The 25,409-nt window shown below is 43.9% G+C and carries 22 protein-coding genes; 13 read left to right on the top strand and 9 right to left on the bottom strand.

Annotated features, from left to right (window positions below; all coding sequences use genetic code 11):
- Window positions 1-24 precede the first annotated feature (24 nt).
- Complete coding sequence (gene umuD, locus CKK19_RS22940) at window positions 25-459, top strand: translesion error-prone DNA polymerase V autoproteolytic subunit (RefSeq protein ID WP_000111290.1); 435 nt, start codon at window positions 25-27, stop codon at window positions 457-459.
- Window positions 449-1,702, top strand: a complete 1,254-nt coding sequence (gene umuC / locus CKK19_RS22935) for a translesion error-prone DNA polymerase V subunit UmuC (protein ID WP_001371894.1) — start codon at window positions 449-451, stop codon at window positions 1,700-1,702. Before umuD ends, umuC begins: the two co-directional genes overlap by 11 nt.
- Window positions 1,703-1,747: 45 nt before the next feature.
- Here umuC and CKK19_RS22930 read toward each other — a convergent pair whose 3' ends face one another.
- Window positions 1,748-2,557 carry a DsbA family protein gene (locus CKK19_RS22930; protein ID WP_000031378.1) on the bottom strand — a complete coding sequence of 270 codons (810 nt, stop codon included), beginning with the start codon at window positions 2,555-2,557 and terminating at the stop codon, window positions 1,748-1,750.
- Between the two features lie 370 nt (window positions 2,558-2,927).
- Here CKK19_RS22930 and CKK19_RS22925 point away from each other — a divergent pair, with 370 nt between their 5' ends.
- Window positions 2,928-3,275, top strand: coding sequence for a hypothetical protein (locus CKK19_RS22925; RefSeq protein ID WP_121343843.1), 348 nt, complete (start codon window positions 2,928-2,930; stop codon window positions 3,273-3,275).
- A gap of 59 nt (window positions 3,276-3,334) precedes the next feature.
- Here the strand turns inward: CKK19_RS22925 and CKK19_RS22920 are convergent, their stop codons facing one another.
- The 3 genes from CKK19_RS22920 to CKK19_RS22910 all read right to left on the bottom strand — a co-directional run bounded on the left by CKK19_RS22920 (window position 3,335) and on the right by CKK19_RS22910 (window position 4,957).
- Window positions 3,335-3,595 carry a hypothetical protein gene (locus tag CKK19_RS22920; protein ID WP_001439466.1) on the bottom strand — a complete coding sequence of 87 codons (261 nt, stop codon included), beginning with the start codon at window positions 3,593-3,595 and terminating at the stop codon, window positions 3,335-3,337.
- A gap of 195 nt (window positions 3,596-3,790) precedes the next feature.
- The gene (locus tag CKK19_RS22915) at window positions 3,791-4,183 is read right to left on the bottom strand and encodes a hypothetical protein (protein ID WP_000843243.1); all 393 of its coding nucleotides are present in this window, start codon (window positions 4,181-4,183) and stop codon (window positions 3,791-3,793) included.
- Between the two features lie 24 nt (window positions 4,184-4,207).
- Window positions 4,208-4,957: a thioredoxin fold domain-containing protein gene (locus CKK19_RS22910; protein ID WP_000720274.1), complete on the bottom strand. Its 750-nt coding sequence runs from the start codon at window positions 4,955-4,957 to the stop codon at window positions 4,208-4,210.
- Between the two features lie 147 nt (window positions 4,958-5,104).
- Between CKK19_RS22910 and CKK19_RS22905 the strand changes: the two genes are divergently transcribed.
- The 4 genes from CKK19_RS22905 to CKK19_RS22890 all read left to right on the top strand — a co-directional run bounded on the left by CKK19_RS22905 (window position 5,105) and on the right by CKK19_RS22890 (window position 7,985).
- On the top strand, window positions 5,105-5,644 hold the full coding sequence (locus tag CKK19_RS22905; protein ID WP_000494968.1) for a lytic transglycosylase domain-containing protein: 540 nt from the start codon (window positions 5,105-5,107) through the stop codon (window positions 5,642-5,644).
- Window positions 5,645-5,726: 82 nt separating this feature from the next.
- Window positions 5,727-6,284: an HAD domain-containing protein gene (locus CKK19_RS22900; RefSeq protein ID WP_001371950.1), complete on the top strand. Its 558-nt coding sequence runs from the start codon at window positions 5,727-5,729 to the stop codon at window positions 6,282-6,284.
- A gap of 123 nt (window positions 6,285-6,407) precedes the next feature.
- A complete protein-coding gene (locus tag CKK19_RS22895; RefSeq protein WP_000902297.1) occupies window positions 6,408-7,469 on the top strand; it encodes an HNH endonuclease signature motif containing protein in 1,062 nt (353 codons plus the stop codon).
- A gap of 9 nt (window positions 7,470-7,478) precedes the next feature.
- Window positions 7,479-7,985 (top strand): YrhA family protein, encoded by a 507-nt coding sequence (locus tag CKK19_RS22890; protein ID WP_000654195.1) that lies wholly within the window; start codon window positions 7,479-7,481, stop codon window positions 7,983-7,985.
- 122 nt (window positions 7,986-8,107) lie between these two features.
- On the opposite strand, the gene CKK19_RS22885 is transcribed toward CKK19_RS22890, so the two are convergent.
- The 5 genes from CKK19_RS22885 to CKK19_RS22865 all read right to left on the bottom strand — a co-directional run bounded on the left by CKK19_RS22885 (window position 8,108) and on the right by CKK19_RS22865 (window position 16,424).
- Window positions 8,108-12,058 carry a conjugal transfer protein TraG N-terminal domain-containing protein gene (locus tag CKK19_RS22885; RefSeq protein ID WP_000386160.1) on the bottom strand — a complete coding sequence of 1,317 codons (3,951 nt, stop codon included), beginning with the start codon at window positions 12,056-12,058 and terminating at the stop codon, window positions 8,108-8,110.
- 8 nt (window positions 12,059-12,066) lie between these two features.
- Window positions 12,067-13,482, bottom strand: a complete 1,416-nt coding sequence (gene trhH, locus CKK19_RS22880; RefSeq protein WP_001257292.1) for an IncHI-type conjugal transfer protein TrhH — start codon at window positions 13,480-13,482, stop codon at window positions 12,067-12,069.
- The gene (locus CKK19_RS22875; protein ID WP_000196727.1) at window positions 13,472-14,518 is read right to left on the bottom strand and encodes a thioredoxin family protein; all 1,047 of its coding nucleotides are present in this window, start codon (window positions 14,516-14,518) and stop codon (window positions 13,472-13,474) included. The genes trhH and CKK19_RS22875 overlap by 11 nt, the downstream gene beginning before the upstream one ends.
- A gap of 591 nt (window positions 14,519-15,109) precedes the next feature.
- Complete coding sequence (locus CKK19_RS22870; protein WP_001140952.1) at window positions 15,110-15,622, bottom strand: hypothetical protein; 513 nt, start codon at window positions 15,620-15,622, stop codon at window positions 15,110-15,112.
- 1 nt (window position 15,623) lies between these two features.
- Window positions 15,624-16,424 carry a hypothetical protein gene (locus CKK19_RS22865; protein ID WP_000004208.1) on the bottom strand — a complete coding sequence of 267 codons (801 nt, stop codon included), beginning with the start codon at window positions 16,422-16,424 and terminating at the stop codon, window positions 15,624-15,626.
- Window positions 16,425-17,183: 759 nt separating this feature from the next.
- Here CKK19_RS22865 and mobI point away from each other — a divergent pair.
- Genes mobI through CKK19_RS22835 form a run of 6 tightly spaced genes read left to right on the top strand, consistent with a single transcriptional unit; the run spans window position 17,184 to window position 25,401 of the window.
- Complete coding sequence (gene mobI, locus CKK19_RS22860) at window positions 17,184-17,669, top strand: conjugative transfer protein MobI(A/C) (protein ID WP_000071885.1); 486 nt, start codon at window positions 17,184-17,186, stop codon at window positions 17,667-17,669.
- Window positions 17,666-18,403, top strand: coding sequence for a hypothetical protein (locus CKK19_RS22855; protein ID WP_000995978.1), 738 nt, complete (start codon window positions 17,666-17,668; stop codon window positions 18,401-18,403). Before mobI ends, CKK19_RS22855 begins: the two co-directional genes overlap by 4 nt.
- Before the next feature lie 9 nt (window positions 18,404-18,412).
- Window positions 18,413-21,559: a MobH family relaxase gene (gene mobH, locus CKK19_RS22850; RefSeq protein WP_001011152.1), complete on the top strand. Its 3,147-nt coding sequence runs from the start codon at window positions 18,413-18,415 to the stop codon at window positions 21,557-21,559.
- Window positions 21,559-23,643: a conjugative transfer system coupling protein TraD gene (traD, locus tag CKK19_RS22845; RefSeq protein ID WP_001284073.1), complete on the top strand. Its 2,085-nt coding sequence runs from the start codon at window positions 21,559-21,561 to the stop codon at window positions 23,641-23,643. The genes mobH and traD overlap by 1 nt, the downstream gene beginning before the upstream one ends.
- On the top strand, window positions 23,643-24,752 hold the full coding sequence (locus CKK19_RS22840) for a hypothetical protein (RefSeq protein WP_000343600.1): 1,110 nt from the start codon (window positions 23,643-23,645) through the stop codon (window positions 24,750-24,752). The genes traD and CKK19_RS22840 overlap by 1 nt, the downstream gene beginning before the upstream one ends.
- Window positions 24,739-25,401 (top strand): DUF4400 domain-containing protein, encoded by a 663-nt coding sequence (locus tag CKK19_RS22835; protein WP_000718549.1) that lies wholly within the window; start codon window positions 24,739-24,741, stop codon window positions 25,399-25,401. Before CKK19_RS22840 ends, CKK19_RS22835 begins: the two co-directional genes overlap by 14 nt.
- The last annotated feature ends 8 nt before the right edge of the window (window positions 25,402-25,409 follow it).

Raw genomic sequence — 25,409 nt, 5'->3', positions numbered from 1 at the left:
CAGTACAAGAATTCGAGTGTAGCTATGTCTGTTATCCTTGAGCACATTAGCAACAAGCCTTACGAAATGGCACCTTTTTTCAGTGATTTACTAAGCTGTGGAGTGATGAGTCCGTGCGCCGGGCATGAAGATAATGAATTAAATTTGCATGAATATGTAGTCCGCAACCGCCCCTCAACCTTCTTTGTCAGGGCGGCGGGCCTCAGTATGATCAATGCCGGTATCAATGATGGAGCAATACTGGTTGTGGATCGGTCTTTAACAGCACGACACGGCTCTATCGTCGTTGCGCTGGTGGATGGAGAGTTTACGGTAAAGATCTTACACACGTATCCTGAGCTGCTTTTGATGCCTTCTAATCCAGCCTATAAGCCGATACGTGTAAATCCTGAATCCCTTGAGATATGGGGCGTCGTCACCTTTGCACTGAATCAGTTCAGCCATGTACATGCACGTTGATATTAACGGAGCCTATGCGGCATTTGAGTGTGCGATGGATCCCAAGCTGTCAAAAAAGCCGCTCATCATAGCCAGCAATAACGATTCGTCCGTCATTGCAATGAATAAACTGGCTAAAAGCGTTGGTATTAAGCGTGGGACCCCGATTTTTAAGTGCAGGGATTTGATTCAGCAACACCGGATCGAAGTCCGGAGCTCTAACTTTACTTTGTATGAAGACTACTCAAATCGCTTCCATGAAACGCTGGAAAGCTTCGCGCCTCAATCGAGTCGATATAGCATAGATGAAAATTTCATGTTATTGAAAAACATGAACAAGATAATAGATTATGAAGATTACGGCCGGTTGATCAGAAGTACACTTCTTCATAATCTGTCCCTTACCTGTGGTGTGGGTTGTTCAAGCACCAAAACCCTCGCTAAATTATGCACCTATGCGAGCAAACGATGGGCAGCTACAGGCGGGGTTGTAGTTTTGACTGATCAGGCCAGGATCAGGAAGCTCCTGAGCCTGATCAGTACCAGAGAAATATGGGGTATTGGTCGAAAGATTAGTGAACGCCTGTCGGCTTTCGGGATCATCACTGCCGGTGATTTTTATAATAGCGACGTTCGCTTTTTACGTAAAAGCTTTGGCGTTGAAATCGAGCGTACCTGGCGGGAACTGCATGGCGAACCATGTTTCCGGCTGCACGAGTCTCCTCCTGTCAGGCAACAGATTATCGTTTCCAGAAGTTTTGGTCAGCGCCTTAATGAGATAGGCAAGCTACATGAGGCAGTTTCATTTTTTACCGCCCGGGCGGCAGAGCAGCTGCGCAAGGATGGCTCGTGGACCCGTCAAATCACAGTCTTCATTCAGAGTAGCAATTATGCGCAAGGTGAAAACCGCTACAGCAATTGTGGTATCGAGCCGCTTACCGCTACACAGGACACCCGCGATCTGGTTGATGCAGCCATGACCATCCTGAACCGCATTTACAGACCCGGGATAGCGTATGCGAAAGCAGGGGTAATGCTCTCCGCTATGACTGACGGCACAGAGCAACTCAGCCTGTTTGATACTCGCCCGGCCAGGCCTGGCAGTCAGGCACTGATGAAAGTTATGGACCGGTTCAATAAAGAAAAGCGCGGAGCTCTGTTTTTACTGGGGGAAGGCATTCAACAGGATTTTCGTATGAAGCAGGCCATGCTATCACCGAGATATACGACCCGCTGGGATGAATTACTCGTTGTAAAAGCGTAGCGGCCATGACCGGCATGGCCGTACTCATCAAATGTGAAAGTAACTTTAGGCCCCGCGAGCTTTTTCGATTGCGCCCTGCAAAGTTGCTGCGTCCATAGCCCCGGGGATAAATGTGGTAGTCGCCGCATTCGGCTTTTTCATATTCATAATGATGAAACCGGGTGTGCCGGTGATCCCGAGCGCTTCGCCCAGCTGCATATTGCCGGAGATCACGTTTTCATACCGGTTTTTTTCCCTGTCAGAAAACGTGCTGTTAAACCCTGACTTTTCCACCACAGTATTAAAGTCAGTGAGTTCGAATTTGCGTTGAGAGGTCATGAAGGTATGAGCCACAGCCATCAGGTTGTTGTGGTACTTACGATAGGCTTCAGCACCGAAATTCTGATAGACGTGCAGACCCGTAGCGGCCCCCATGGCAGATACAGGTTTTGAACCGGCAAAAATCGGGAATTCTTTAAAGAAGAATTTTACATCTTTGCTCTGATTCATTACCGATTCAACAACAGGTGTAACCCGCATGCAGTAAATACACTGATAGTCGAAGAACTCGATTACCGCGACGTCGGCGTCATCAGGGCCGATGTTTGGCGTCTCCTTGGTATCCAGCAGAGCTGGCGCATATGGAATTATTCGTTCCACTGAGGCACTCACGTTCTGATTTTCCAGCGCCTTACCTGCTTCCACTAAATAATGGGGATTTTTTACCAGGTAAGTAGCGGCAATTTTGCCAATTTCTTCCTCACTGAGCACCTTCGGTTTAAAATAAGTTGCCGTGATTAACGCCGAGGCAGCGGTAGCAATAACCGCAGAAATTAAAATCGTGGCCATCGGTTTTAAATAAAATTCTTTAGACATAGCTACCTTTATGCTTTTCAGCCTGTTAGTTATTAACCTGCGATGGATTATACTGGCCCGGTAAATCGGAATTATTCGTGAAACAATGCTTTTTGGAGATTAAAGGATGATTAGGCAGGGCTTTATACTCACAACCGCAATGCTTTTGAGTGGATGCGGATATCATTTCGCAAACCAGGTAGATGCGTACGATCTAATGCCTCGTCCTGTTACAAATAAAAGGTTTCAGATAGTCCCTCCGGACGAAAGTATTCAGTCCAGAATGTTTTCAGGCCGTTTTGCTGATGGATTAGCAAAAAAAGGAGTCATTATTTCCACTCACCAGCCAGATTATGTGCTCAGGTTCCGAATCAGCAGCTCACAGGAGAACATGCAGTATAGCGAGCAGCTTCTTACTGGGGTGACAGGCTACGTTGTAGATAAAAAGACAACGAGAACTGACAAGCATGGCGAATTGCATACTGACTATGACTACAAGCCAGTCGATGGGGTAATAGGCACTGAGACGATGTCGCAGATGCACTATATGCGACAGCTGGATGTCGAGGTATACCCGTCAGCGAAAGGAGCAAAGCAGGTTCTGAAAGTGAGTATGCAAAGCAATGCACCTGTGCCGTCAGACAGCATTGCTTATTCAGCAATGATCGACGCCTTTACTGATAAATTTGATGCGCCGCTGCGTTCCGGAAATTATGTTGCAGTGATCCCCTGGAACTGAAAGCAGACGGCGGGAAGAGAATGTTCAAAAGTGACTTTTGGACACGCACATTAACGTGGCTATCGCCCTCCCCCATTAAAATCATAAAGTCGGTAAAGATCGCCCATCGTGATGGAATTGGGCTTATTAATGAACAGATACTGTAACTGTTCTTTATGTTGAGTACTGGCAGCTGCATTCATAAGCACTTCCAGGTAGAACTTGTAGCCTATGCTTCGCTCTGAATACATATACTGGAACTGCATCAGTAAAATGCCTGACATAACATACAACAGCAGCAGACTGAGTAATACAGTGCTATCAGGCTGTTCCAGTGCCATACTGACATACCCTGAACCCAGAATGCACAGAAGCCACCCCGTCATTAGAGCAGGCACCCTACGACTCAGACGTTTATAACAACGTTTTATTACGGGATCCCGGAGATACTTTTTGTCAGGTATCCCCGTTGCTCTGATGACGAAGCTACTGAGTATCGACATCTTTTTTCCTTCTGGACGCTCTCAGTCAATAAATCAGGCCAGGCGCTCATTGAAAGCTACCACGAGCTGCGAATCGGGATTTTTTACCAGTTCGGGCCGGATAACTTTTAGTTGCCTCGTTGGGGCGAGCTCATCTGTAGGCCTGATGGTGGTATTACCCGGCCCCTTGCGGGTACTGTCGGTGTTTACCTTGAGCTTTTTATTTCCCAGGTAGCTTTCCATCTTTTTAGAGATGGTGTCACCTGTGGTCGCAACACCAGAGAGTTCCTTTAGATGTTCACCTTTATCCATTTGTACCGATGACATCAGAAATCCGATTCCGGGATCGTTTTCCGTTCCACAGGCTCCGTACTGACATTGTGCAGCGAAAACGGGCTGTACACCTACAGCAACCAGCATTAACGTACTCAGTAAAGTAGATTTCATACACACCTCTTACAGTCGGAAAAGTTACTTTTGCGCAGCGCCCATTTGGGTCACCAGGTTTTCCGGGCTCAGCCACCCCGTAAATAACTGCGGTTTGCCGCTTAGTGTCACCATGGTAGGAGTACCTTGCAGCGGGATTGTTGAGGCCACCTGGAAATGCGATTTGATAATGTTTAAGCAAGCCTCATCAGGACGTCCTTCCGGGATAGTTGAAACCGGATTCATCGCTGCATCCAGAGCTTCGTTTGGCTTTGCTGAACACCAGATTTTGGCCATGTTCCCGGCTACTACCGAGTTCAGTCCTGCACGTGGGAATGCAAGAAACTTAATCGAAATACCGGCATCAAGATAAGACTTCAGATCATGATGCAGTTTTTGGCAGTATCCACAGGTTATATCGGTAAAGATAGCAAGCCGGTATTTTTCGTTTGGTGATTTGTAGTCGATGGATTTTGTTTTGGATGCGAATTCCCGGACGCCCATTAAAATGGCCTGCTCAGTGGTGTTTACCACATCTTTACCTTTCACGTGGAATAAGCTTCCGGTAAAAATGTAATCTCCGTCTTTGCTCACGTAACTTACCCCCTCCCTGGAAATCACCGTAAAAATATCTTTTACTGGCGAGGGTTCGACGTGCTCGATTGAAAGCCCAATGGCTTTGAGCTTATCCCGGGCTGCATCTGGCAGTACCATTGTATTAACCGGCTCGGCATTCATCGTGAAGGCGGTACTTAATGAAAGAAGTAATACCGATGCCTTAATAATTTTTTTCATTTCCGCTCCTTAAATCGAGCACTAATATTATCACGCCCCAAAATTCCAGAATTTTGCTTAAACGCTTAAATCAACGGGTAAAGCCGAAAGAAAGTCGATAGATATATGGGAGAATAGATAAAACGTAGATTCAGTGGAGAAATCGTTGTGTTTACACCACCAGCAGATGATGTGAAACCTATTCCCGTTCCTGATGAGATTTACACTCAGTGCATTACGGATGCCGCCCGCTACTTCGGAATTGATGCTGAACTGGTTTTTACGTTGTTTGACAATGAAGGCGGTAAGGTTGGTACTTTCAGCAGGAATACTAACGGCACTTATGATATTGGCCCAATGCAGATCAACTCATCCAATCTACCTGAAATAAAAAAGCATTTCCCGACGGTAACGTGGCGGGTTCTGGCTTACGATGCTTGCGCAAGTTTCTGGGTTGGAACATGGTGGCTCTATAGAAAAATTGTTGATCGCAAGGGCAATGTGTTTGAAGGGATTGCAGATTACAACAGCAAAACCCCAAAGGTACGTGCAAAGTACATATTTAACTTCATGGTAAAGTACAATCGCCGGATCCAGCAGCGTAACGGGATGGGTGAGCTTTATCAATGGACCCAGCAACCTCCTCGATACAATGGCCATATAGCTAAAAATGTCCCGGAGCAAAACCCGACTCCTGTTGTTAAATAAATACAACCCGATATTACAGAAGATCATCGAGTGGCTTGGGTAAACCACCACAAATATTTCACACTGACTCAGGAGTAATATATTGTCTTCTTCTGCAAGAAATTTATTTAAGATTCTCTCTTCTTTCTTGATCCAGAAAAACCCTCATCATGAAGAAGTATGTGTTCATGAAGAAACAACAGCTGGTTTATGGGCCCCTCTCCCTGATTCGCATGTCGTGCTTTTCTTAGATTTCGATGGGGTTTGCCACAGGTGTAAAAATGAAACCTTTGAGCGAATGCCACTGTTAGAGAAATTGCTGGATAACTGCCCTGCCATGGTGATTGTTATCTCCAGCTCATGGCGTGAGTGCGCTAATACAAGTTATCTGAAATCTCTGTTCCGGGTGCCTTATAGAGACAAAATCATAGGTGCAACCGGTTCGGTATATTTAAAACACGGACAGACTGGTGTGCGGGCTGCCGAGTGTGAGGACTTTGTCTTTTCACATCGAGTTAAAGCATTTATCTGCCTTGATGACGACGAATCATTATTTCCGGCCGGTTATCCGCATTTGCACAAAACCGATTATTACACGGGCCTCACCGAATCTGACCTTGCAGCTCTTAACGCAAGGTACCATCAGCTCATGGGACGCTGATGAACAAAGTAACTTTCCTTTTACCCTGTCACTGCTGATCTCGTACGCCCATCCACTTTAGGATTGATTGTTTTATACCATACGCAATAATGTCTCATATGAATTCGACAAGAAAGGGACATTATGCTGCATCACTGTCAGGCTAAGTCACTGGATGACATATACCTTGAGGATATTCCCCACATCATACATCCGGCCACGGCGGTACATGACCTCGAAGATACCGCCCTGCCAAACCGGATTATTCAGGAATGGAATTTACCGCAGGGATATACACAGTTTGTCAGCCGGTATCACCAGTTCCACCATCAACGCCCCTGGCTCGCTTACCGCGATACGCTTGACGACATCAGATACGGTAAGATCGTTCTGCTTAGAAAAGACATAACCGGCAATGCCGGGCCGGGGGTTATATCAAATGGCAACCTACGCAATGACCTGCCCCTGTCCCTCTTTACCCGTCTGCGCGATATCATCTCTCGTCAGTTGAAACGCCCGGGGTATTACGTTCGATCAACGACACCAGCACAGCACGCCCAATCAACAAAAACCATTAATTCCAAAGCGGCTGGTCGTCTTCTCGCAGCTGGCGGGCTTTATAATGGAAATGTGGAGGGATTTCGACATACGGCTGAACAACTTGGCGGCGAAGCTGTTGAAGGCTATGACCAGGTATTGAACGAAACAACTTCAGGTATGCTGGTTGCAGCGGCTTCACTTCTGGTTATCCGAAATCCAAGGTCTGCGGATGAATTGACAAGTTATCTCGGCAAGTACAAAAAAGCACACGTTTTGCTCGATGATATGAATGTTAGCGAATTGAACTACATGCGCCGAGACAGAGCTGAATATTTAGCTCTCCGTGGACAATTCAACAATACTGTACGCCCTAACTTCCTTAAATCACTTTCAGACCACCCAGATGCCCTGGCTACGTTTGAACCTAACGATTTGATGAAACTTGCAACAGGCAAGGTCCCCTCTGGGTGGCAGGTTCACCACAAGATCCCTCTTGATGATGGTGGCACAAACGCTATAGACAACCTGGTACTTATTCAGAATTCACCATACCATTCAGCACTGTCGAAAGCACAATCCATCATTACGAAGGATCTACCGTATAATTCAAGCACCAAAGTTCTATGGCCATCGCCGAACGGTGTTATCTACCCGGTAGGAAAGTAAGAGGCGCTCATGAAAGATTTAACTCAACTACTCAGCAGCTTAAAGAGGTTGATGGTTGCAGATCACTACCCTTTAGCCAGCCCGGTAGCCCCGGAAGTCTTGAAAGACTTAATCTGCAATCCGCCTCCAGTGGAGTGGGCAGATCACAAAAAGAGCGCCTATATAGATATACAGAAACTCATTAAAACCAGGCTTGATTATGCCCAAGTGTTTAATGCTATGGATGGTTTTGAGTACAACGGACTTACGTTTTATAACCTTGTTCAGGCAGAGAACGAAAATCTATTGTGGTCAAATATTTACATACGCAACTTTGAAGCACGAGACAATGAAATCTACGTTGACCCAAATCTCACTGATAAGGTGTTAATCGGAGAAGATGGCATGTCACTTTTCGCTTATAGTTTTGCAGACGACTGCTTTCAGATAAGAGACAAAGCATCTACTGATTATGTTATTGAATCTCATACAGAGTTTGATAGATTTTTGTCTTCACTGATTCAAACCGTCAGTTGAATGTTCCGCAAGAGCGGTACTTCTGAAAAAAAGGCCGCAAACACATACTTTGCGGCCTTAATTGTTTAGCAGTAATTTACAATCTATTGATAGTCATTTCAGGAGGTTATATTCAACCTCCCTTATTTTTTATTTTCATTAAGCCACTGATCCGCTTTATCGACACGTGACTGGTAAGGCTCATTTGTGTTGCTCAGCTCTGACTTCATGTACTGAATGAATTCATCTGCTTTCTGAGGCCCAAAGCGTGGGTCATCCGTCAATTGCTGCCGGATAGCCCTTTCAGAGTTCTGCGCTGCATTCGCATAAGTCGAAACGCCGTCGCTGCTAATACTCTGATACCGGTCACTTACAGCTGCGACGCCATCAGACATCTGCATGTGATTAAGGACTTTACCCTGGAGAGAATCAGGCATATTTGCAGGGTTAGAGGCATCATTTGCTATCGATGTCTGGGTTTGAAGGATGCCCGCTCCCGTAAGCATCTCATTTACCGGTTTCGCCCCAACGCTGGTTAGCGTATCCGAAACAAATTGCTGGCCCCCGAGTAGCGCACCAGAAATCGCGCCCCGCTCAGTGTTGGCCTCTATCTTTTCCCCAACCAAGCGATCTGTGACGGTCTGAGTGCGGTTACCAACGAGACCACCGCCCGACCCACCTTCTCCCAGGTTTGCCCGTACGACTGACTCAAGTGAACCATCAGCTCTGTTATGAGTGTTGAAACTGCTATGGATGCTCTTAACGTCATTCATACTCCAGTTAACGTTATAGTTACCCAGTTCATTAAGGATCTTCTGGGTATCCGCTTTGAGCTGCTCTCTTTCGGCACCGGTAGCCATGGTGCTGGCACCATAGGTAAAGACAGCTTGCTGTGCCAATTCAGCTCGCTTATCGTCCCGGCTTAAGTTCGGGTTGTTGGCAACACGACTAAAGTAGTTATCAGTGTTATTAGATAAGCCACGAACTTGCCCGCTCTGATACATACTGTTCAAAGCAGTGGCTCGTTGATCCATTCCATCACCAACCACCCGACCTCCAACCTTTTCCAGATCGTTAAATGTGCCTTCTGCATTTCTGACATCCTGACCCGAATTGACGACTTTCTCTACACCCTGATTATTCAGTACAGGTCCATTCTTTTCGAGAGAATTAAGCACATTCCTTTCTTCATCAGAATAAGTGCGGCCCACGTTGTTGTTATGTATTCCCTGAATATCGCCTTTGCCCGCGTTATCAAGGTTATACGGAGTAAAGCCAGCTTCACTTTTTCCAGGGACATGCTGTGTCGCGTCCTGAGCGTTGGAGGAAAGACCGAGTTTAGCCTGCGAATCTACACTTCCACCCAGTTCCCCTACGCGTGACGCACTCATCACGCCAGACGTATTTACGCTGTCAGGAGTTCTATCCTGTGCCTGAGTGATAGTATTAATTCCTGACCCGTCACCTGAAATTCTGTCGAGCTGATTGGTGATAGGTAGCAGCTGCTGTGCATTACCACCGAAGTCGGAAACCAGACTTTTAAGCAGGCTGGAGGTTTCACGGAGATCCTGTTTATTACTTTCGGCCGTCTCTCCCCGGGCGGTATCAATCGCAATTTTTTGCTCACTGAAATCTCGGGTTGCAGCCACAAGCGCGTCAGTACGTTGAAGCTGCGATCCAAGCTGATTACTGGCCTTGAAGGTATCGTTATAGGAGTTGAATTTCTCCATAAACGCATTCTCATCCAGCCCATTCTTACGAGCAAAATTCCTTACATCATCATCACTGAAGTTTTTGTTGCGAATAGAATCGGAGAACCTGTCCAGGTTAATGCTTTGTTTAGAATCAAGGCTCATTCCACTATTGGAGCTTGCGTTAGTCGAAACCGATGTAGAAATATTTTGCGCCATCGTCTGTGTCGCCTGGTTCATTTTCGACGATGCTTCTTTAAACGCATTAGTATTGGATATCTGATCGCTGCTTACCTGAGACGCCGCTTTACTGAACTGGTCAGTTAACGCAGAATCCTGGCTAAGCTGATTCGTGATTGCTTTTGAAAGGTCATTTGAAAGCGAGTCACTGCCTGTATTGGTCTTAGATGCACCGCTACTCAATTGCCCTGCTACAGCCGCTTTCAGCCCGGCTCCATTGCCAGTTCCAACACCTCCATTAAGCCCAGCGTTGAGAATAACATTTGAAGCAATGCTGGCCATCTGAGACGCACTCACCCCATGTTTCGTTGCAATACCTTCTGCTACAGAGGCACCAATCTTATCCGAGATCTGCTTCATTGTTTGCAGGTTGGTTGAGAACTGCTGGCTCGACTGTCCTGACCTTCCAATTTCGCTCATCTGACTGTAACCAGCCTGGAATGAATTACTTGCCGCACTCATAACTGATGAGGTTACAGCTGATCCTTGTCCCTGGCTGTTAGCGATACTTGAACCAGCATTCCACATTCCAAGACGGAAATTACTTGAATCAACTGCGCCGCCATCGCTGTATCCCTGACCGGTACTGGTTAAGGCGGTTCGTGTCACGTCACCAAATGAAGATTTACCGCTGTTAGGGCCATCCCATACTTTGGGCGTTACATGACCAGTATCCACCGGCGCATCGGGGGTCACTCCCTTAACCGCATTCATCATCGGGTGAATCGACTGTGTCATCAGGAATAATGTGAGTACCGGAATCAGAGCATAGAGGGCGGAAGCAACAGACAGGTATGAACTGTATGTTTCCGCAAGCCCTGGGAGTCCCATCCACGTGACGGCATTATTCTGGCTGTTGAGGGTGCTCCAGGTATCCAAGTCGGCCGTCGCGACTTTCTTCACATACGCGTTGACCATTACTGCCGTAAGCGGCCACATATTCACGAAGAGGATAAGTTGCAAATATTTCGCCGCAGCGGCAACACCATTACCACCTAACGCCAGCAGCATAAGCAAAGCAAATGGAGCAACCATATAAGCAAACATTTCAAGGAATGCGATTGCTGCTCCCGACAGTTGTAACCACAACTGGCCCTGTGAAGCCATTGTGTTGGTTCGCTTCAGAGAAGCCTCAAACAACTGCATATCGGAAGCCAGACCGAGTGGGGTCTTATATTTGCTTGCGCCATTTCTGAGCTCATTCATAATGAACAGGTTCAGGGTGGCGTCATACGAACCAATAGCCTTACCGTACATACCATTTGCTGACGCCATAACATCAGTAAAGCTTGCGCCGGTAGGTGCACCATTTGCTTCGTCTGGAGTAAGGATGCCGTTTGTCTGTCCTATAAGGGAAATAGTCTGGCGAGCTTCAGCTGTACTGGTAACCTGTTTCACAGTTGACCAGACCTCATCACACGTACCAGATTTTGAACCGTTAGCGCCAACAATACTGGCAGAGGCATTCTTCAGTGCGCCTTTCATCGCCTGATTAATCCGGTCCATGCTATCTGCCAGATTAGCTGAGAAAATATCGTTAAAAATAGTTTCTTTACCGGCAATATTTGCGCTTGAGTTTTGGGTAGCCTTCAGGCAGTTGTATGCAAGAGACTGAACGGTAGCACATACGTTCATTGGCCCTAGCCCGCTGGCCGGTTCAGGAAATGCGGAACAGTAGCCCTGGCTATCGCCGCCCCATTGCAAAAACTTCACGAATCGGATCATCGGACCGAGGGTGATGTCATCGTCCAGAGTTGTTGCAGACAGGTCCACCGGAGAAAGCGGATCAAACGCTGTTTTATAATCCTTCAGCAAACCCTGGCTTAAGTTAGTGGTGACGGTTGCCATCGCAGCAATAAAAATTGGAATTCCGTCGACGTTTCTGACCTCTCCCGACTTTACAGATTCAATAGTTACATCCACTCGAACCATTGCCATCATGAAAAGGATCAACCCCAAAAACCAGGAGAAAAACGGTAATTCATTTTTGGTCGGAGCCTGAAGCCATAGCCACGTTTTATAGAATAGGCTCACACCTGCTACAACGGCGGCCGTGGTCAGGAACTCTTTTACACCAGTATATTGAGAAAAGATCAGGGCAATACCGGTAAAAGCCGACCAGACAAAATCAATATCACCCAGGGTATATATGTTGTAATCCATGTCAGACCTCAGTTACGTGTGCCACGAATACTTTCAGTGAAAGCCTTCCGTTGCAGGCGACGGTTATCCCAGGTTGAAATGACGTCCGAGCTGGTACCGACCTGGCTGTGCGATAGCTCATAGGCGGCTTTAACCTGTTTTGAGAGATTGTCTGTTAATCGGTTGAGATCATCCCTTTTACCCGACAGCGACTCACTCGGTATGCTCATGGTTGAAATTTTGGCCTCAACCTGGCGCAACATGTTGATTACGAGGCTCGTCGCAGCAATAGTGCTGATGTCCTGAATGTATGCGTACCCTTCCGGTGCTTCGAATGTTTGCAAAGAGTCGATAATGGTCGGGATGCCGATATAGGAGATAATGCGTAATTCATCATCTGAAACACGAACGTCGTTGATGATTTTTTTCTGTACGTTTAAAAGAAGATCAGAAATGGTATCCTTCAATCCCTTAAAACCACCGTCATTAACTTCTGACATGACAAGGCACTGAGCCTTTCGTGGGGATGATGGATCTGGTGCCGGAGAACACTTGAGCATTTTAATTGATCCGCCAGCTGGTGGCCCCATGATGTAATCCGTGACAGTCATGGTAGACGGGCGGACTTCCATTCCCGCTTTTTCGCCTTTGCTATCCCAGTTGATAATGACAGTACCTACGAGAGACATAAGTTGTTCTGCCAGTTTATAACCGGATAACTCCGTTACCCCTCCGATGTTCATCGTTCCCTTATCAATATCCATGAACGACATATAGAAGAGGTTACCACTGAATTTTTCAGCGAACTCTTCGGGATCCTTTGCTTTAACCTGAGAAGTGACAGCTTCAGGTGACTTTGTCATCGATGAGCCAAAATCAGGAATAAGACCATTAATCGATCCCAGAATTGAGGCTGGTCCAGAGCTAACTGAGTTAGCGAACTGGCTTGGCGTACCCACGTTTTCAGAAAGGAAAGAGTAAGTTGCATTGCATGAATCTTTCGCAAATTTATTTAGCGCTTGCAGTTTGTTTTGGATGTCATTAATCGTTGCAGCACAGTCAGCACAAATAGCTGAAACAGCAACGTTAAAAGCATAGATAGCCGCACCCTGGGCAATACCACGGGCCACCTGCACAAGCTGGTCCCCGTTGATCATGCTGAAGGACCCAAGAAAAACGTCAATACCGTTACAACCGACAGAAGCTTTTGGAAACGACATGGAAACAAGGTTGGTATTAACGTTTGTTGTTCGGTAAGACATTGACCCGCCAACTATGCCTGTACGGGTTGCTGTGGAAAAGGTGGCCGGGCTGGTAGACGTCATCATGCCATTGAAAATGTTACGCATTGCGTTGTCTGCATTTGCAGTCGGGGCTAAAATTGCAGCACAAACAGAAAGAGACAAAAGTAACTTTTTGAAGTTGAAAACGGCATTACTGCGCATAAGTGCCTCCAAAACTGCCGCCAGCATTGAGATAATTGACCGGATCGGCCGTAGGCATGTCATAGCCTTCGAGTTTTTGGTCCATTATTTTTTGAAGTAGGAATGGGTCTGATTCCATTTCGGATTTATTAACGGTAATAACGCCATCATCGCCGATGGTATATTGCCTTTTAATATCTAGAGTTGACTGGAACGAAGCGTCATCGATCAGATTCATGCCCTTCGCGGCAAGTATAATAGTGTTCTTTAATTCATCAGCGGAGATCATGCCTTCACTAATGCGCTGAGCTGATGTCCCATCCTTTGAAACCAGGAAAATTGTAGGTACCTCTCGAATTTTAAATTGATCAATAATTTGTGCGTTGGGGATGTTAAAATCCTGAAAAAGGCCATTATGCAATGGCCTTCCATCCATACTGATTGGAAGAATATCTACCGAATAATAGTTCTGCATAAATTGAAGTATTTGGCTTTCTTCGTGGCAAAACTGGCAAGTACTCTGGAAAAAGAAAAATAAACCTGACTTAGTAAAGATATCTTTCATTACCGTTTGCTGATTTTTTTCAACAACAGTGCGGTGAGCATCCAGTGCCACCTTTTCCACTGGTTGCCTGCGTTTTTCAGACATCATCGGGTTTTTAAGAAAATAATCTTTTGATTTGTCAGAAAAACGCGTACTGATATCCAGCATTAACCTTTGCGCCGTGTAATAACGTGATAGATTTTCTGCGGTAGGGTTATCCATTGCCTGCGTTAACAGTCGAGGCATATTCTCTTTTAGCCATTTTGAATTTAAATCTACCATTTCCTCTTTTGAAGGCGAGCTAGCAGCACCGGTTGGTGGCAAAACCTCTTCTTCTTCAGCTTCGCTTTTTTTAGCAGGATCGTCATACCAGAAGAAACCCTTCTTATAAGCCTGGCCAGATACAAAGGGCGTATCTTTTATTAGGGGTTGCTCAGGGCTGGCGTGGGCACCAGTAATTACCAAAGACATAAGCAAAACCATCTTTGAAGGCGCTAATGCAATACGAGTCATAGACCGTTCTCCTTTTCTGATGCGGTTATGATGGCATACAAAAAAAAGGTTAGAGCTCGTATAGCATGGTCGTTTTTATGTTGAAAAGGACGGAAAAGGAGTGCTGACTAAGAAGATAGTCTCGGTGATGGAAAGATCATCCATCTTGCACGTTGTCAAAAATCCGGTGTAACAAAAACATGGTTTTATCGAATATCTAAAAGCAAATATTGCTTTGAAAACAGGTGTATTTAGAGCTGAAAAAAATCATCACAAGTAATGCTGTTTCTATATTTCAAAAAAGGAATAGCTAAGGATCAAAGAAGCGAACTTAGACAAGAATATAAAATATATTAATTGAAAGCGATTAAGAAGTCGTCATGCATAGAAGGTTTTGAGAACCTAAGTAGTTTTACGTTTTCAACAGAAAAAAAGGTGCACATTTTTGGAACGAAGAAAAACTGAATAAAGAAAAATCAAATTATATCTTTACTTGTCAAGAGTTGATATTTAAGTTGTAACTAATATTTGATTGTAAAGCAAACAACAGAATTTGACTTAAGTCAATATTTAGATTCAGACAAGGCAAGTTTCGCGATATCTTTTTTAAATTTAATCTAATTCTTCTTGAGAATACCTCTCTATGGCTGAAGCAGTTGAAGATAATCTGCAACGTGGACAATGAGCATCATTTGTCACTGGCACAATGTATGGGCGTTTACATTTTTCGCAGGCACCTAGTTCTTCAATTTCTTTCATAGAAGTAAGGATTTCTATTATTTTATTAACTTCCGGTGCGCATACAAAGTATCCCAGATTATGAAGGACACTCATTATTCGGTTGAAGTCAATTTGCCGAAAACTCGCTTCCGGATTTATTGGATCAAAACCAAAATAGTTAACTGCGACATCAATAACAGCAGAAAAGGCTCGGCGGTTATCTGTGCGTTTGCTCCAGCCCCGGATACCTTTTTTGAGTTTTGTTTTTGCACCAGGCTCAAAATCGATATTTTCAGCAACATGATTACCGTACAAAATTCGTATTGTATTTTTATTTGCCCCAAGCGACATAGTTCTTGCTGCTCGCAATAGAGCATTAGCTTTTGTTTGATCGACCTTTGCCATATCAATAATCCTTTAACATAACTTTATTTGTTAAAGTGTTGAACACATCCTGACGGTGACTGGTGAACATAGTGTCATAACGTAATAGTTCCATCAAATCATCACTAACTTTTCCTAACCGGATGTCAGCAGACAATTCATAAGCCCAGGCAAAAACTTTCGTTTTAAGTGAAACACTCTCTTCAATATGCCCTTGTGAGAAAGCAATTGTACGTGGGAAAAGAACGACATCGTTAATTGTTTTTAACGATGAATAACCAATGTCTTTAATAGCATCAGCTGTAGTTGGTTTTAAACCAAAGAAAATACTTACAAACTCTGGTGCGAGCATTGAGATAAAGAACACCTGCATAAAGTAGTCATTCTGTATATCAACACATTTAGAACGCAACTCATGAATCTTCTTGGGATTATAGATATCCACTGTACCATTCAGAAAAGTCACTTTTTCACCGGCATCGTAAATACCATAGTCAATATCATTTGTATCATATTCACGAATTACATTGGAATCACCGTCCAAGACCGCAGAAAAAAACCTCTCCCATGTAATTTCCTTTCCGAGTGTACGCGGAACCAAAAAACTACCTGGACGTGTTTCCACTTCAAAAGCTAAATCAGCGGCTGTACTAAATCCTTTCCCAAATAGGCGACGCTGGAGAAGAGGAGTCCCAGTTTGATATGCAGAAGATCCATGCACAGGCAATAACATTAAAAATGCACGGTAACTACGAATAAGCGAAATCTCAGTGCGGAAAAGTTTACCGAGTAAGCTACGAGTTAAATTATCAGATTCTGACATGTGCTGATTGTCCTTGCGCCATTACAATTGTTCAAATCTTCAACATGGATTTTTTGTTAGGTGTTCGGTAGGGTGAAAAGTAACTTTTAGTATTTTCTTAAGGCTTGAATAAGCCTTAAATCTATCCCTTCAACCACACCGCTTACTTGTAACACTTTTTAACCAAACTAACCAGAATTTTATCAAAAATTCCTGCGCATGCTAACGAAATGTGAAGCGATTAAAAAAAAACCTAAATCCAGCCCCTCCCAACGTTGGATTAGAATAACGACGTCTTTCACTGACCGTCATAAACTGACATTTTTACTTTTCATCAACCTCATGCTTACATAGGATCACTAAACAAAGAAAAGTGACCCTATGAATGCCTCACATAGGGTCACTTATGTTTGAAAAGTGACCCTATGTAATGTCGTCATAGGGTCACTTTTTATAAAAGTGTCACTATGGACAAAGTTCCATAGGGTCATTTTTTTTGGAAAAGTGGCACTAGATATATGTATAACTTTAATAGAGCAATGCACATTATCAAAAGCAATAATCCACAATGGTCATTCTGTCAAAAGTAACTTTAGGGGGTAGCGATGGAAGTGAGGCTAAACTCGCTGTTACTGTTTCTGAAGGCCCCTCCCGAATGGGGGAAACAGCGAGTGCATTACATCTGTTCAATTCCCTCATCAAAGAGCATTCAAAAATCTTCTGTTCGTGAAAAAAAACGGAAATTTCCTCCGGTATAGTAATTTCACATCAGGAGGCGTCATGAGTAATTCAAATCTTATAAGTTCTATAGAGCTAACACGTAAAAATTTACGTGCTCAGATTGAAGGTTTGCGTGTTGAGGCTGAAGATCTCATTACAAAATACTGGATCAAGTGGAAGGAACGAAACCACCAAGAGATTAACCTTACCCGACATAGCAAAGTTCCAAAGAGGGAGTACCTGGGTTCTTACGCACCAAAAGTTGAGCTAATTGGTAATGCCAGAAAAGTAACGATCACTTGGCATCAGTTCAGCCCTTATAAAACAAGAGCGCCTAGCCACATGTCAAAACGGGTGCAACCAATGAAAAGTGGAAAATATTCTAAGAACTGTTTTGTAAACCATGCCAGCTGGGAATACGAAATGATTTCTGAAACGGAAGCATTGCTGGAGCCTTACAGAGAAATGCTTGAGCTCTATCATTCAGCATATATCGAACTTGGACGAAAAATCCGTCAATACTCAAAAACTAAGGTGGCACAATGAACGACGCAATTATCACGGACAATGAGCGTATTAACATTGAACCAAAAGATGTAATGGTAAAAGGTTCAAATAAAAAGCAAGGCGTAAACGCTCAAACTTCTACTCAACGTAGACCAGAGCACCAGGGTATGGCCAAAGTTATTATTAACCCCGGCACCCCAGACTTTAACCGGTTTTTAACTGCCAGAAATGGAGCAGTCATCAGAGGTTTTGATGATGTGAGTATCGCTATTTCCTCTCTCTTTAAAACGGTTGATGCAGTTAAACATCCTGACCTTGTTCAGGCTATTCAGGATTGGTTCAACGAGCTGCATGAAGAAAACAATAAGATGAAAGAAAATCTTGTTGCTTATATTAAGTCAATTGAGTTCGACAAGAATGACTCATTCATGTCATCAACTCAGTTTGTACCTTTCAGTTTTGAACCAGTACAACTCAACTTCAATAACCACAACACCATGAGGTTTTACAAGTACATCTTCGAGATGAACCAGCTCATGAACACAATGTATGAGTACAACTCATTGGGTTTACTGGCTGTAAGCGACTATCCGGTTATGTCTCACAACATTATAAAGAGTATTAATTTATATGTTGAGAATGTGAAAAAGACTCTGAATGTTTCTCGCCGTAAGGATGGGCCATACAGTCCAGCAGAGTTCATCACCAAAGTAATGCAATATAAAAGTGTGCAGGCATACATTGCAGCCGAACTGTCAGGCAAACGTCGATAAGGTATGATGATGAATTTCAGGGCGCTGTATTTATGTATTAAACGGATTTTGGGGATATTCTCATCTCAGGAGAATGATGCAACCTCTGTAATGATTGAGGATATATCAAGCCTCTCTCCTTTTGCGCAGATTCTAGGAGATCAGAAGTACACTGTTCCTGATCATCCAAATCCAGAAGTCCTGAAATTCATCGAGTATCCAACTCGTCCGACGGGCATACAGACATTTAATGAACAGTCAATCCTGTCTCTGTATCGGGAAAAGCTGCACTCAATTTCAATGATGTTAGCTATCAGCGATAGCGACATCAGGGACGATGCATATACATTTACTAATTTAGTTTTAAAGCCCTTGGTTGAATATGTTCGCTGGATACATCTTTTGCCAGCTTCCGAAAATCATCATCATAATGGTATTGGTGGGTTACTTTCTCACAGCCTGGAAGTGGCCATACTCTCTTTAAAAAATGCGCATCACTCAGAACTGAGACCAATCGGATATCAAGATGAAGAAGTAGTCCGTAGAAAAGTATATCTCTATGCTGCGTTTATCTGTGGTTTAGTCCATGATGCCGGAAAGGTTTACGATCTCGACATTGTAAGCCTGAATTTAGCTAGTCCGATCATTTGGACGCCAAGCTCACAAAGTCTTCTTGACTGGGCACGTGAAAATGACGTGGTTGAATACGAAATCCACTGGCGAAAGCGTATTCATAATCAACATAATATCTGGTCCAGCGTTTTCCTTGAGCGAATCCTAAACCCGGTATGTCTTGCATTTTTGGATCGGGTAAATAAAGAACGTGTTTATTCAAAAATGATCACCGCCCTAAACGTTTATACTGATGGGAATGACTTTTTGTCTAAATGCGTGAGGACCGCTGATTTCTATTCTACTGGTACAGACCTTAATGTTTTACGTGACCCTATCATGGGTCTGCGTTCTAATGATGCAGCAGCAAGGGCCATTAGTACCATCAAGCACAACTTTACCAGTATCAATATCAACAATTACAATGCTAAGCCTATGCACATCATTATCGTAAATGGTGAGGTATACCTTAACGAGAACGCATTCCTTGATTTTGTTCTCAATGATTTCGAATTACATAAATATAACTTCCCTCAGGGAGAGGCTGGTAAGACCGTATTGGTAGAATCCCTAGTTCAACGTGGTTACGTCGAGCCCTATGATGATGAGCGTGTCGTTCACTACTTCATTCCGGGTATCTATTCGGAAAACGAAATATCAAACATCTTTAGAAATGGGATAGGGAAACTAGAATTCTATAACCTTCTTAAGCTAAGGTGGATTGGTTTAATCTTTGATTCTTATAAAATCCCTGACTCAGTGCCGGGTCTTTTTAGCGTTAATGCCAATAAAGACTTTATTTACATTGACGAGCAAAAAACAGTTACTGAATACAGAAGACCAGTGCCCGGTCGGGACGTTATAACTAAAATTACTGATACTGTTGAGACGGCTGTTCTTAAGGTTAATGATTTAGGCCGCTCCTCTGCCTCTATTGATGTTGATATACATTCTAAGAAAAATGAAGGCTCATCCGACGATTTTGAGAAGAAAGCCGAAAGTGATAATGAAATTGATAATGACACGCAGATAGTTAAATCTGAGGGTGAGGAAGCAGCTGATCCTGTCATTCCTGATATAGAAGAAAGTGAAGATGAATCGGCAAAGGACACGGAATCCCATGTCCTGGTCAACCAACTTCATGAACTCCTTTTAAGCGCTCCACTTTCCAATGACTATATAGTGTGTGTTGATGCTGTCCCCTACCTCAACATAGATACCACTATGGCATTGCTGCCGGGATTAGATGAAAAAGCATTCAGTGAAGAGCCCTATTTCCAACTGACATTCAGAGAAGGCTCTCTCGATGGAATGTGGATAGTAAGGGACATTGACGATCTGCGTTTAGTCCAGCTCGGCGATAACTGCGCCGGGTTCCAGCTCACCTATCATGAGCCAAGAAGGCCAACAACTTTAAAGTCACTTTTCAATACTTCTATGTATCAGGCATTAGTGATTAATGATGAGTCTTCTGTTGAAAACTCTGCCCCACGTCCAAAGCAAACGCTTGAGCTGCCTCCCCCACGTGTAAATGCAGTCGAAGAACATTCTGGCGACGTGGAATATCATGGAACCGATAGTGCATCCGCGACTGGTCCGCTGAAAACTGAGGCTGTGGAATATGAACATTATCAACATCTTTTTGAGAAAGAAGATGAAGAGCATGAGATCATTGATTATACCGATTTCTCACAGCTTAGTGTTTCTCGGCCAGAAGTCGGTAGTTGTGCAACAAGCTCTTCGGTCCATAATGAAAAGCTTCTCTCCGAGCCGTCAGAATTACCAGAACTTAACCGAGAACAGAACGCTGATCCCCAGGGTACGAATGAACGCTCTATGGATGTTTCTGTAGGACAAGAAAACTCAGAACCAGATACTGAGGGTAACTGCCCACCACCAGCTGAAGTTGTGTATTCCCAGACCGAAGCAGCCGCAACCAGTGTGATGGCAAGTGAAGAGCCCGCCTTACCTCCTGTACTTGAAGAATCAAATGGAGAGCATGCGCCCACAGACGCTAAGGGGCATCATCTTTCGCCAGCACTGGCCAGACTGTTCGCCCCAACAGCACCGGTAGAAAAACAAAATCCCAAGCGCAACCGGAATAAATCATCGGACAAAGCAGAAGTACAAAAACCAGCATCACCTGTTTCTGGTCACAATCTGAACAGTAAAGTCTTTGCATCTACTGAATCAGACCAAAATGGTGAATTCTCGCTTATAAGCGAAGGTGACGTTACAGAGCTTGAATTTGTAGAAATTGCGTTAGTACTGCATCAAATTCTGTCCAAAATGGAGGTGGCGTTTAAAAGAAAGCGCAAAAACAGATTTATGGTAAGTACTCCTAATACTCTCTATCTGACCCAATCTTGCGTGGAAAAATTTGGGTCGCAGTTAGAGGCTCAAGATCTTTTCAATAAGCTTCCTCAGTACCTCGTTAATTCTGGTGCTGTGATCAATACAAAATGCCATGCATTTAACATGCCTACTTTGCTGGCCGCATCAGACCGGGCGAAAGTGGACATTGAACGAATTATCAATAACCTGAAAGAGGCTGGGAACCTATAATGTCAGATTCGAAGAGGACTAACCTCCATGCACAAGAGAATTTTTATCGGCCTATTCTTGAGTATCGTAGTGCCTCAATACTTTTGATTTGTTCGGTTTCTATGCTTTATATGGGACTTTCTTCAGACGGACTGGACATCGCCCCAATAGTTCTGTTCACCTCAATATTGCTTTTTTTGCTGTGCCTTTATCGTTGCAAAACAGCAGCGCCATTTTTGATGGCTCATTGGCGTGTATTCAAGCGACATTTCATGTTCGTTAGTCTTGATTCACTGCGTGTAATTAACAAAAGTAACTTTTTCTCCAATGAGCGAAAGTATCGTCAACTGGTTCAGGATTATCAAAATAAAAATAAGGATATACCCGAGCGAAAGTCCTATTTTTGTGATGGGTTTGAGTGGGGTCCGGAACATGCGGATCGGGCATATCAAATAGCTAACCTCTCCAGTGATAAACGTGAGATCGAGTTGCCATTCGTCTTCAACCCAATTAAGAGACATTTTGACGCAATGGCTCGTAAGATGGGCGGCAGCAATGCAATTTTTGCTGTGGAACGTAGGGAACCCATATTTGTAACTGAAGACAATTGGTTTGGTCATACTCTGATAACCGGAAACGTGGGTACCGGGAAAACGGTGCTACAGCGTTTACTAAGCATTAGCATGCTTCATCTTGGTCATGTTGTTGTTGTCATAGATCCAAAGAACGATGCAGAGTGGCGAGAATCTCTAATGGAAGAGGCTAAGACCCTCGGTCTTCCTTTCTATAAATTTCATCCTGGCCAGCCAGCATCTTCGGTCTGTATTGATGTCTGCAACACCTATACTAATGTTTCTGACCTAACATCTCGTCTTTTGAGCTTGGTGACAGTTCCCGGTGAGGTTAACCCATTCGTTCAGTATGCCAAGGCTCTCGTTTCCAATGTGATTTCCGGGCTTTCTTACATAGAGAAAAAGCCTTCTATTTATCTGATTCACAAGAACATGAAAAGCCACATGTCTATTGTGAATCTTACAGTCAAGGTAATGGAGTCATGTTACGCGAGATATTATGGTTACGATGTCTGGACCGAAAAAGTTAAGTACGTCGCTAACGATACCTTGCCGGTACGTTTCAAGCGTCTCGCTGAATGGTTTACGGCTCATTTCATGAATTACGAGGGGTCCGAACAAATAGACTGGTTAGATACTGTTTCCCAGCTTATTGATTACTCAATGTCCGACCCAGAGCATATGGCTAAAATGACCGCAGGTATTATGCCTGTTTTCGATATGCTCATTGAAAAACCTTTAAATGAGCTTTTATCTCCTAACCCGAACTCAGTATCATCAAGAGAAATTGTAACAAGCGAAGGGATGTTCAGCACTGGCGGGGTGCTATACATTTCGCTTGATGGCCTTTCAAACCCCGATACAGCAGCTGCTATTTCTCAATTAATAATGTCAGATCTGACCTCCTGTGCCGGTAGTCGCTACAACGCTCAAGATGGTGATATGTCAGCTAATTCCAGGATAAGTATTTTTGTTGATGAGGCACACTCAGCCATTAACAACCCTATGATTAACCTTCTGGCGCAGGGTCGTGCAGCGAAAATTGCACTGTTTATTTGCACCCAAACCATCTCCGACTTTATTGCTGCGGCAAGTGTTGAAACTGCCAATCGAATTACGGGGCTCTGCAACAATTATATAAGCTTGCGAGTCAACGATACTCCTACTCAGACGCTTGTTGTAGAGAACTTTGGTAAGAGTGCGATAAGCACAAATATGGTCACTTATACGACCGGTTCAGAAACATCTTTGCCGCATAATAACTTCTCAGGTTCAATCTCAGAAAGAAAGCAGACAACTTTAGAAGAGAGTATTCCAAAGGATCTCTTGGGTCAGGTCCCTATGTTTCACATAGTTGCCAGGCTTCAAGATGGCAGGAAGGTTGTAGGCCAAATCCCTATTGCTGTTGCTGAGAAACAAATGAAGCCAAACACAACTCTGTCGGAAATGCTTTTCAAGAAGGCCGGAAAAGTTACTTTGCGTCAAAATCTCGATATCAAAAATCTTAATAAATTTCTAAGGAAGTTGCATTGATGGATGAAAAAATTGTCCTGACGCGCCAGCAAATTTTAAGCTCTGCACTAAAAGTCAGCAAATGTCGCTCGCTCGTAAAAAGGCGCTTTCAGTCTTTGGGTTTAAAGTACGCAGATTCTCAGGAAGTTCGAGATCGGCTAACTATGATAGAAAAAAACGCGTTTCATCATTTGGGAAAATTTTGTCAGAGCAACGATATCGATTCCCTATTCTCCATGGCAAATACCCTGTCTGAGCTTTTCCTTTTAAAGGGAGAGTTGATCACGACTGATCCCTTTGGGGACCGTGAAACCAGCTACTGGTCGGTACCACAAGGATCATGCCATGAATGGATTCAATCACTGACCACCAGCGAAGGTCCTGAACGTAAATTCGTTAGTTTCCGTATTTCTTTCGATAACAATGACGTACGGTGTGATCTTGTAAAAAAGAATGCCCGTATGCTTGGTTGTTATCTTTTGCCTTATTTCGTCGATTTAACACGCACGGTGGGCGCATTCATTAATTTGCCAGGTAGTGTCTCTTTTAAACAAGTACAGCGCATCAAACCCCAGATTCATCCAGAAACAACACATAGTCATATAGTTACTATTGAGGACTCTCCCTTTCTTTCTCGGTTAAAATTTAAAATCATTACTGCCATAGATCAGCTTCCTGACCCTAATGGCCTTTATACAAACACCTTTAACAGCATTATTGACCGTGCACTGCTGACTCATCTCAAAACCGAACAGGAAAAAATAGATAGTCCAAGAGTCTGCAAAAATGTGATTTCGGCTTTTGCCGACTCAACTCTTTCTCTGCCGGTGTTTAACATCGGCCTAAACGAGCAGTACAGATACTGGACGCCGTGGGGCATCAACTTTATAGAATTTTCCCGCCAGGCCGCAAAAGCAAGGACCGCTGTATTTGTTCCTGATGTGGGACAGATCGAGTGGAAAAGCGCAGAGCATAAAGAACTGGCGGAGTTAAGCCTCATCGACCAAATCATACCTAAACAGTACCACTGGCTCCTGGGTATCCCGACGATGTGGCGTAACAACTATTGCAATCACGATCAGAGGCTAGCTCTTTTTCGTGAATGGAGGGAAAGCAATGGCTGCGGATAATACAAGCAGGGCAGCAGTGCTCAGAACAATGCTTTTTTTTGGCATGGTCATTTATTTTGGTTACAGCTTGGCTTTCCAGAATACTGAGGAGCTCAAATATCAGATTACTCAGGAGGTTAATGCAAGCCGGTCCATCATATCAAATGACCGTTGGAAGTCTGTCATTGCAAATAGTGAAGCGACTTTAAATTGGTTGGTACATGACTATAAGTTAATTGACTATCTGAATACTATTCTGATCCCTGACACCAAAAAACCAGCCAGAGGTATTAACATTGTTGCTGAAAAATTTACCTCTATTAATTACACTATGGCCAAAAACATACCCCTCTTACTTTATCAGTCCATTTTCCGGTGGAACTTAATCCTGGGGTGGCTAATCGTTTTTCTGCCCTATCTATTTGCCATGCTAGCAGATGGAATGTACCAGTGGAAATTGAAGAGGTACGTATTTGGTAAGGTTACAGTTCAGTTTTATCGTATTTGGTTTCGAGCATTTTGGGTGATCAGTGCTTTAACGATGGTCTACCTGGTCATGCCAAATATGTCACTATTTAACAATATCGCTCAACTTTTCCCACCAGTCGCTTTATTGATACTGGGAATTGCATTGAATCGCTTGTGGTCTAACTTTCAAAAACTCATGTAAAGGTGGTC

The sequence above is a fragment of the Enterobacter sp. CCUG 70166 genome, from assembly GCF_020224095.1.
Taxonomy (GTDB): Bacteria; Pseudomonadota; Gammaproteobacteria; order Enterobacterales; family Enterobacteriaceae; genus Enterobacter; species Enterobacter intestinihominis.
The sequence above is the reverse complement of the archived record's forward strand: the minus strand, read 5'-3'. Positions and strand labels throughout refer to the sequence as shown.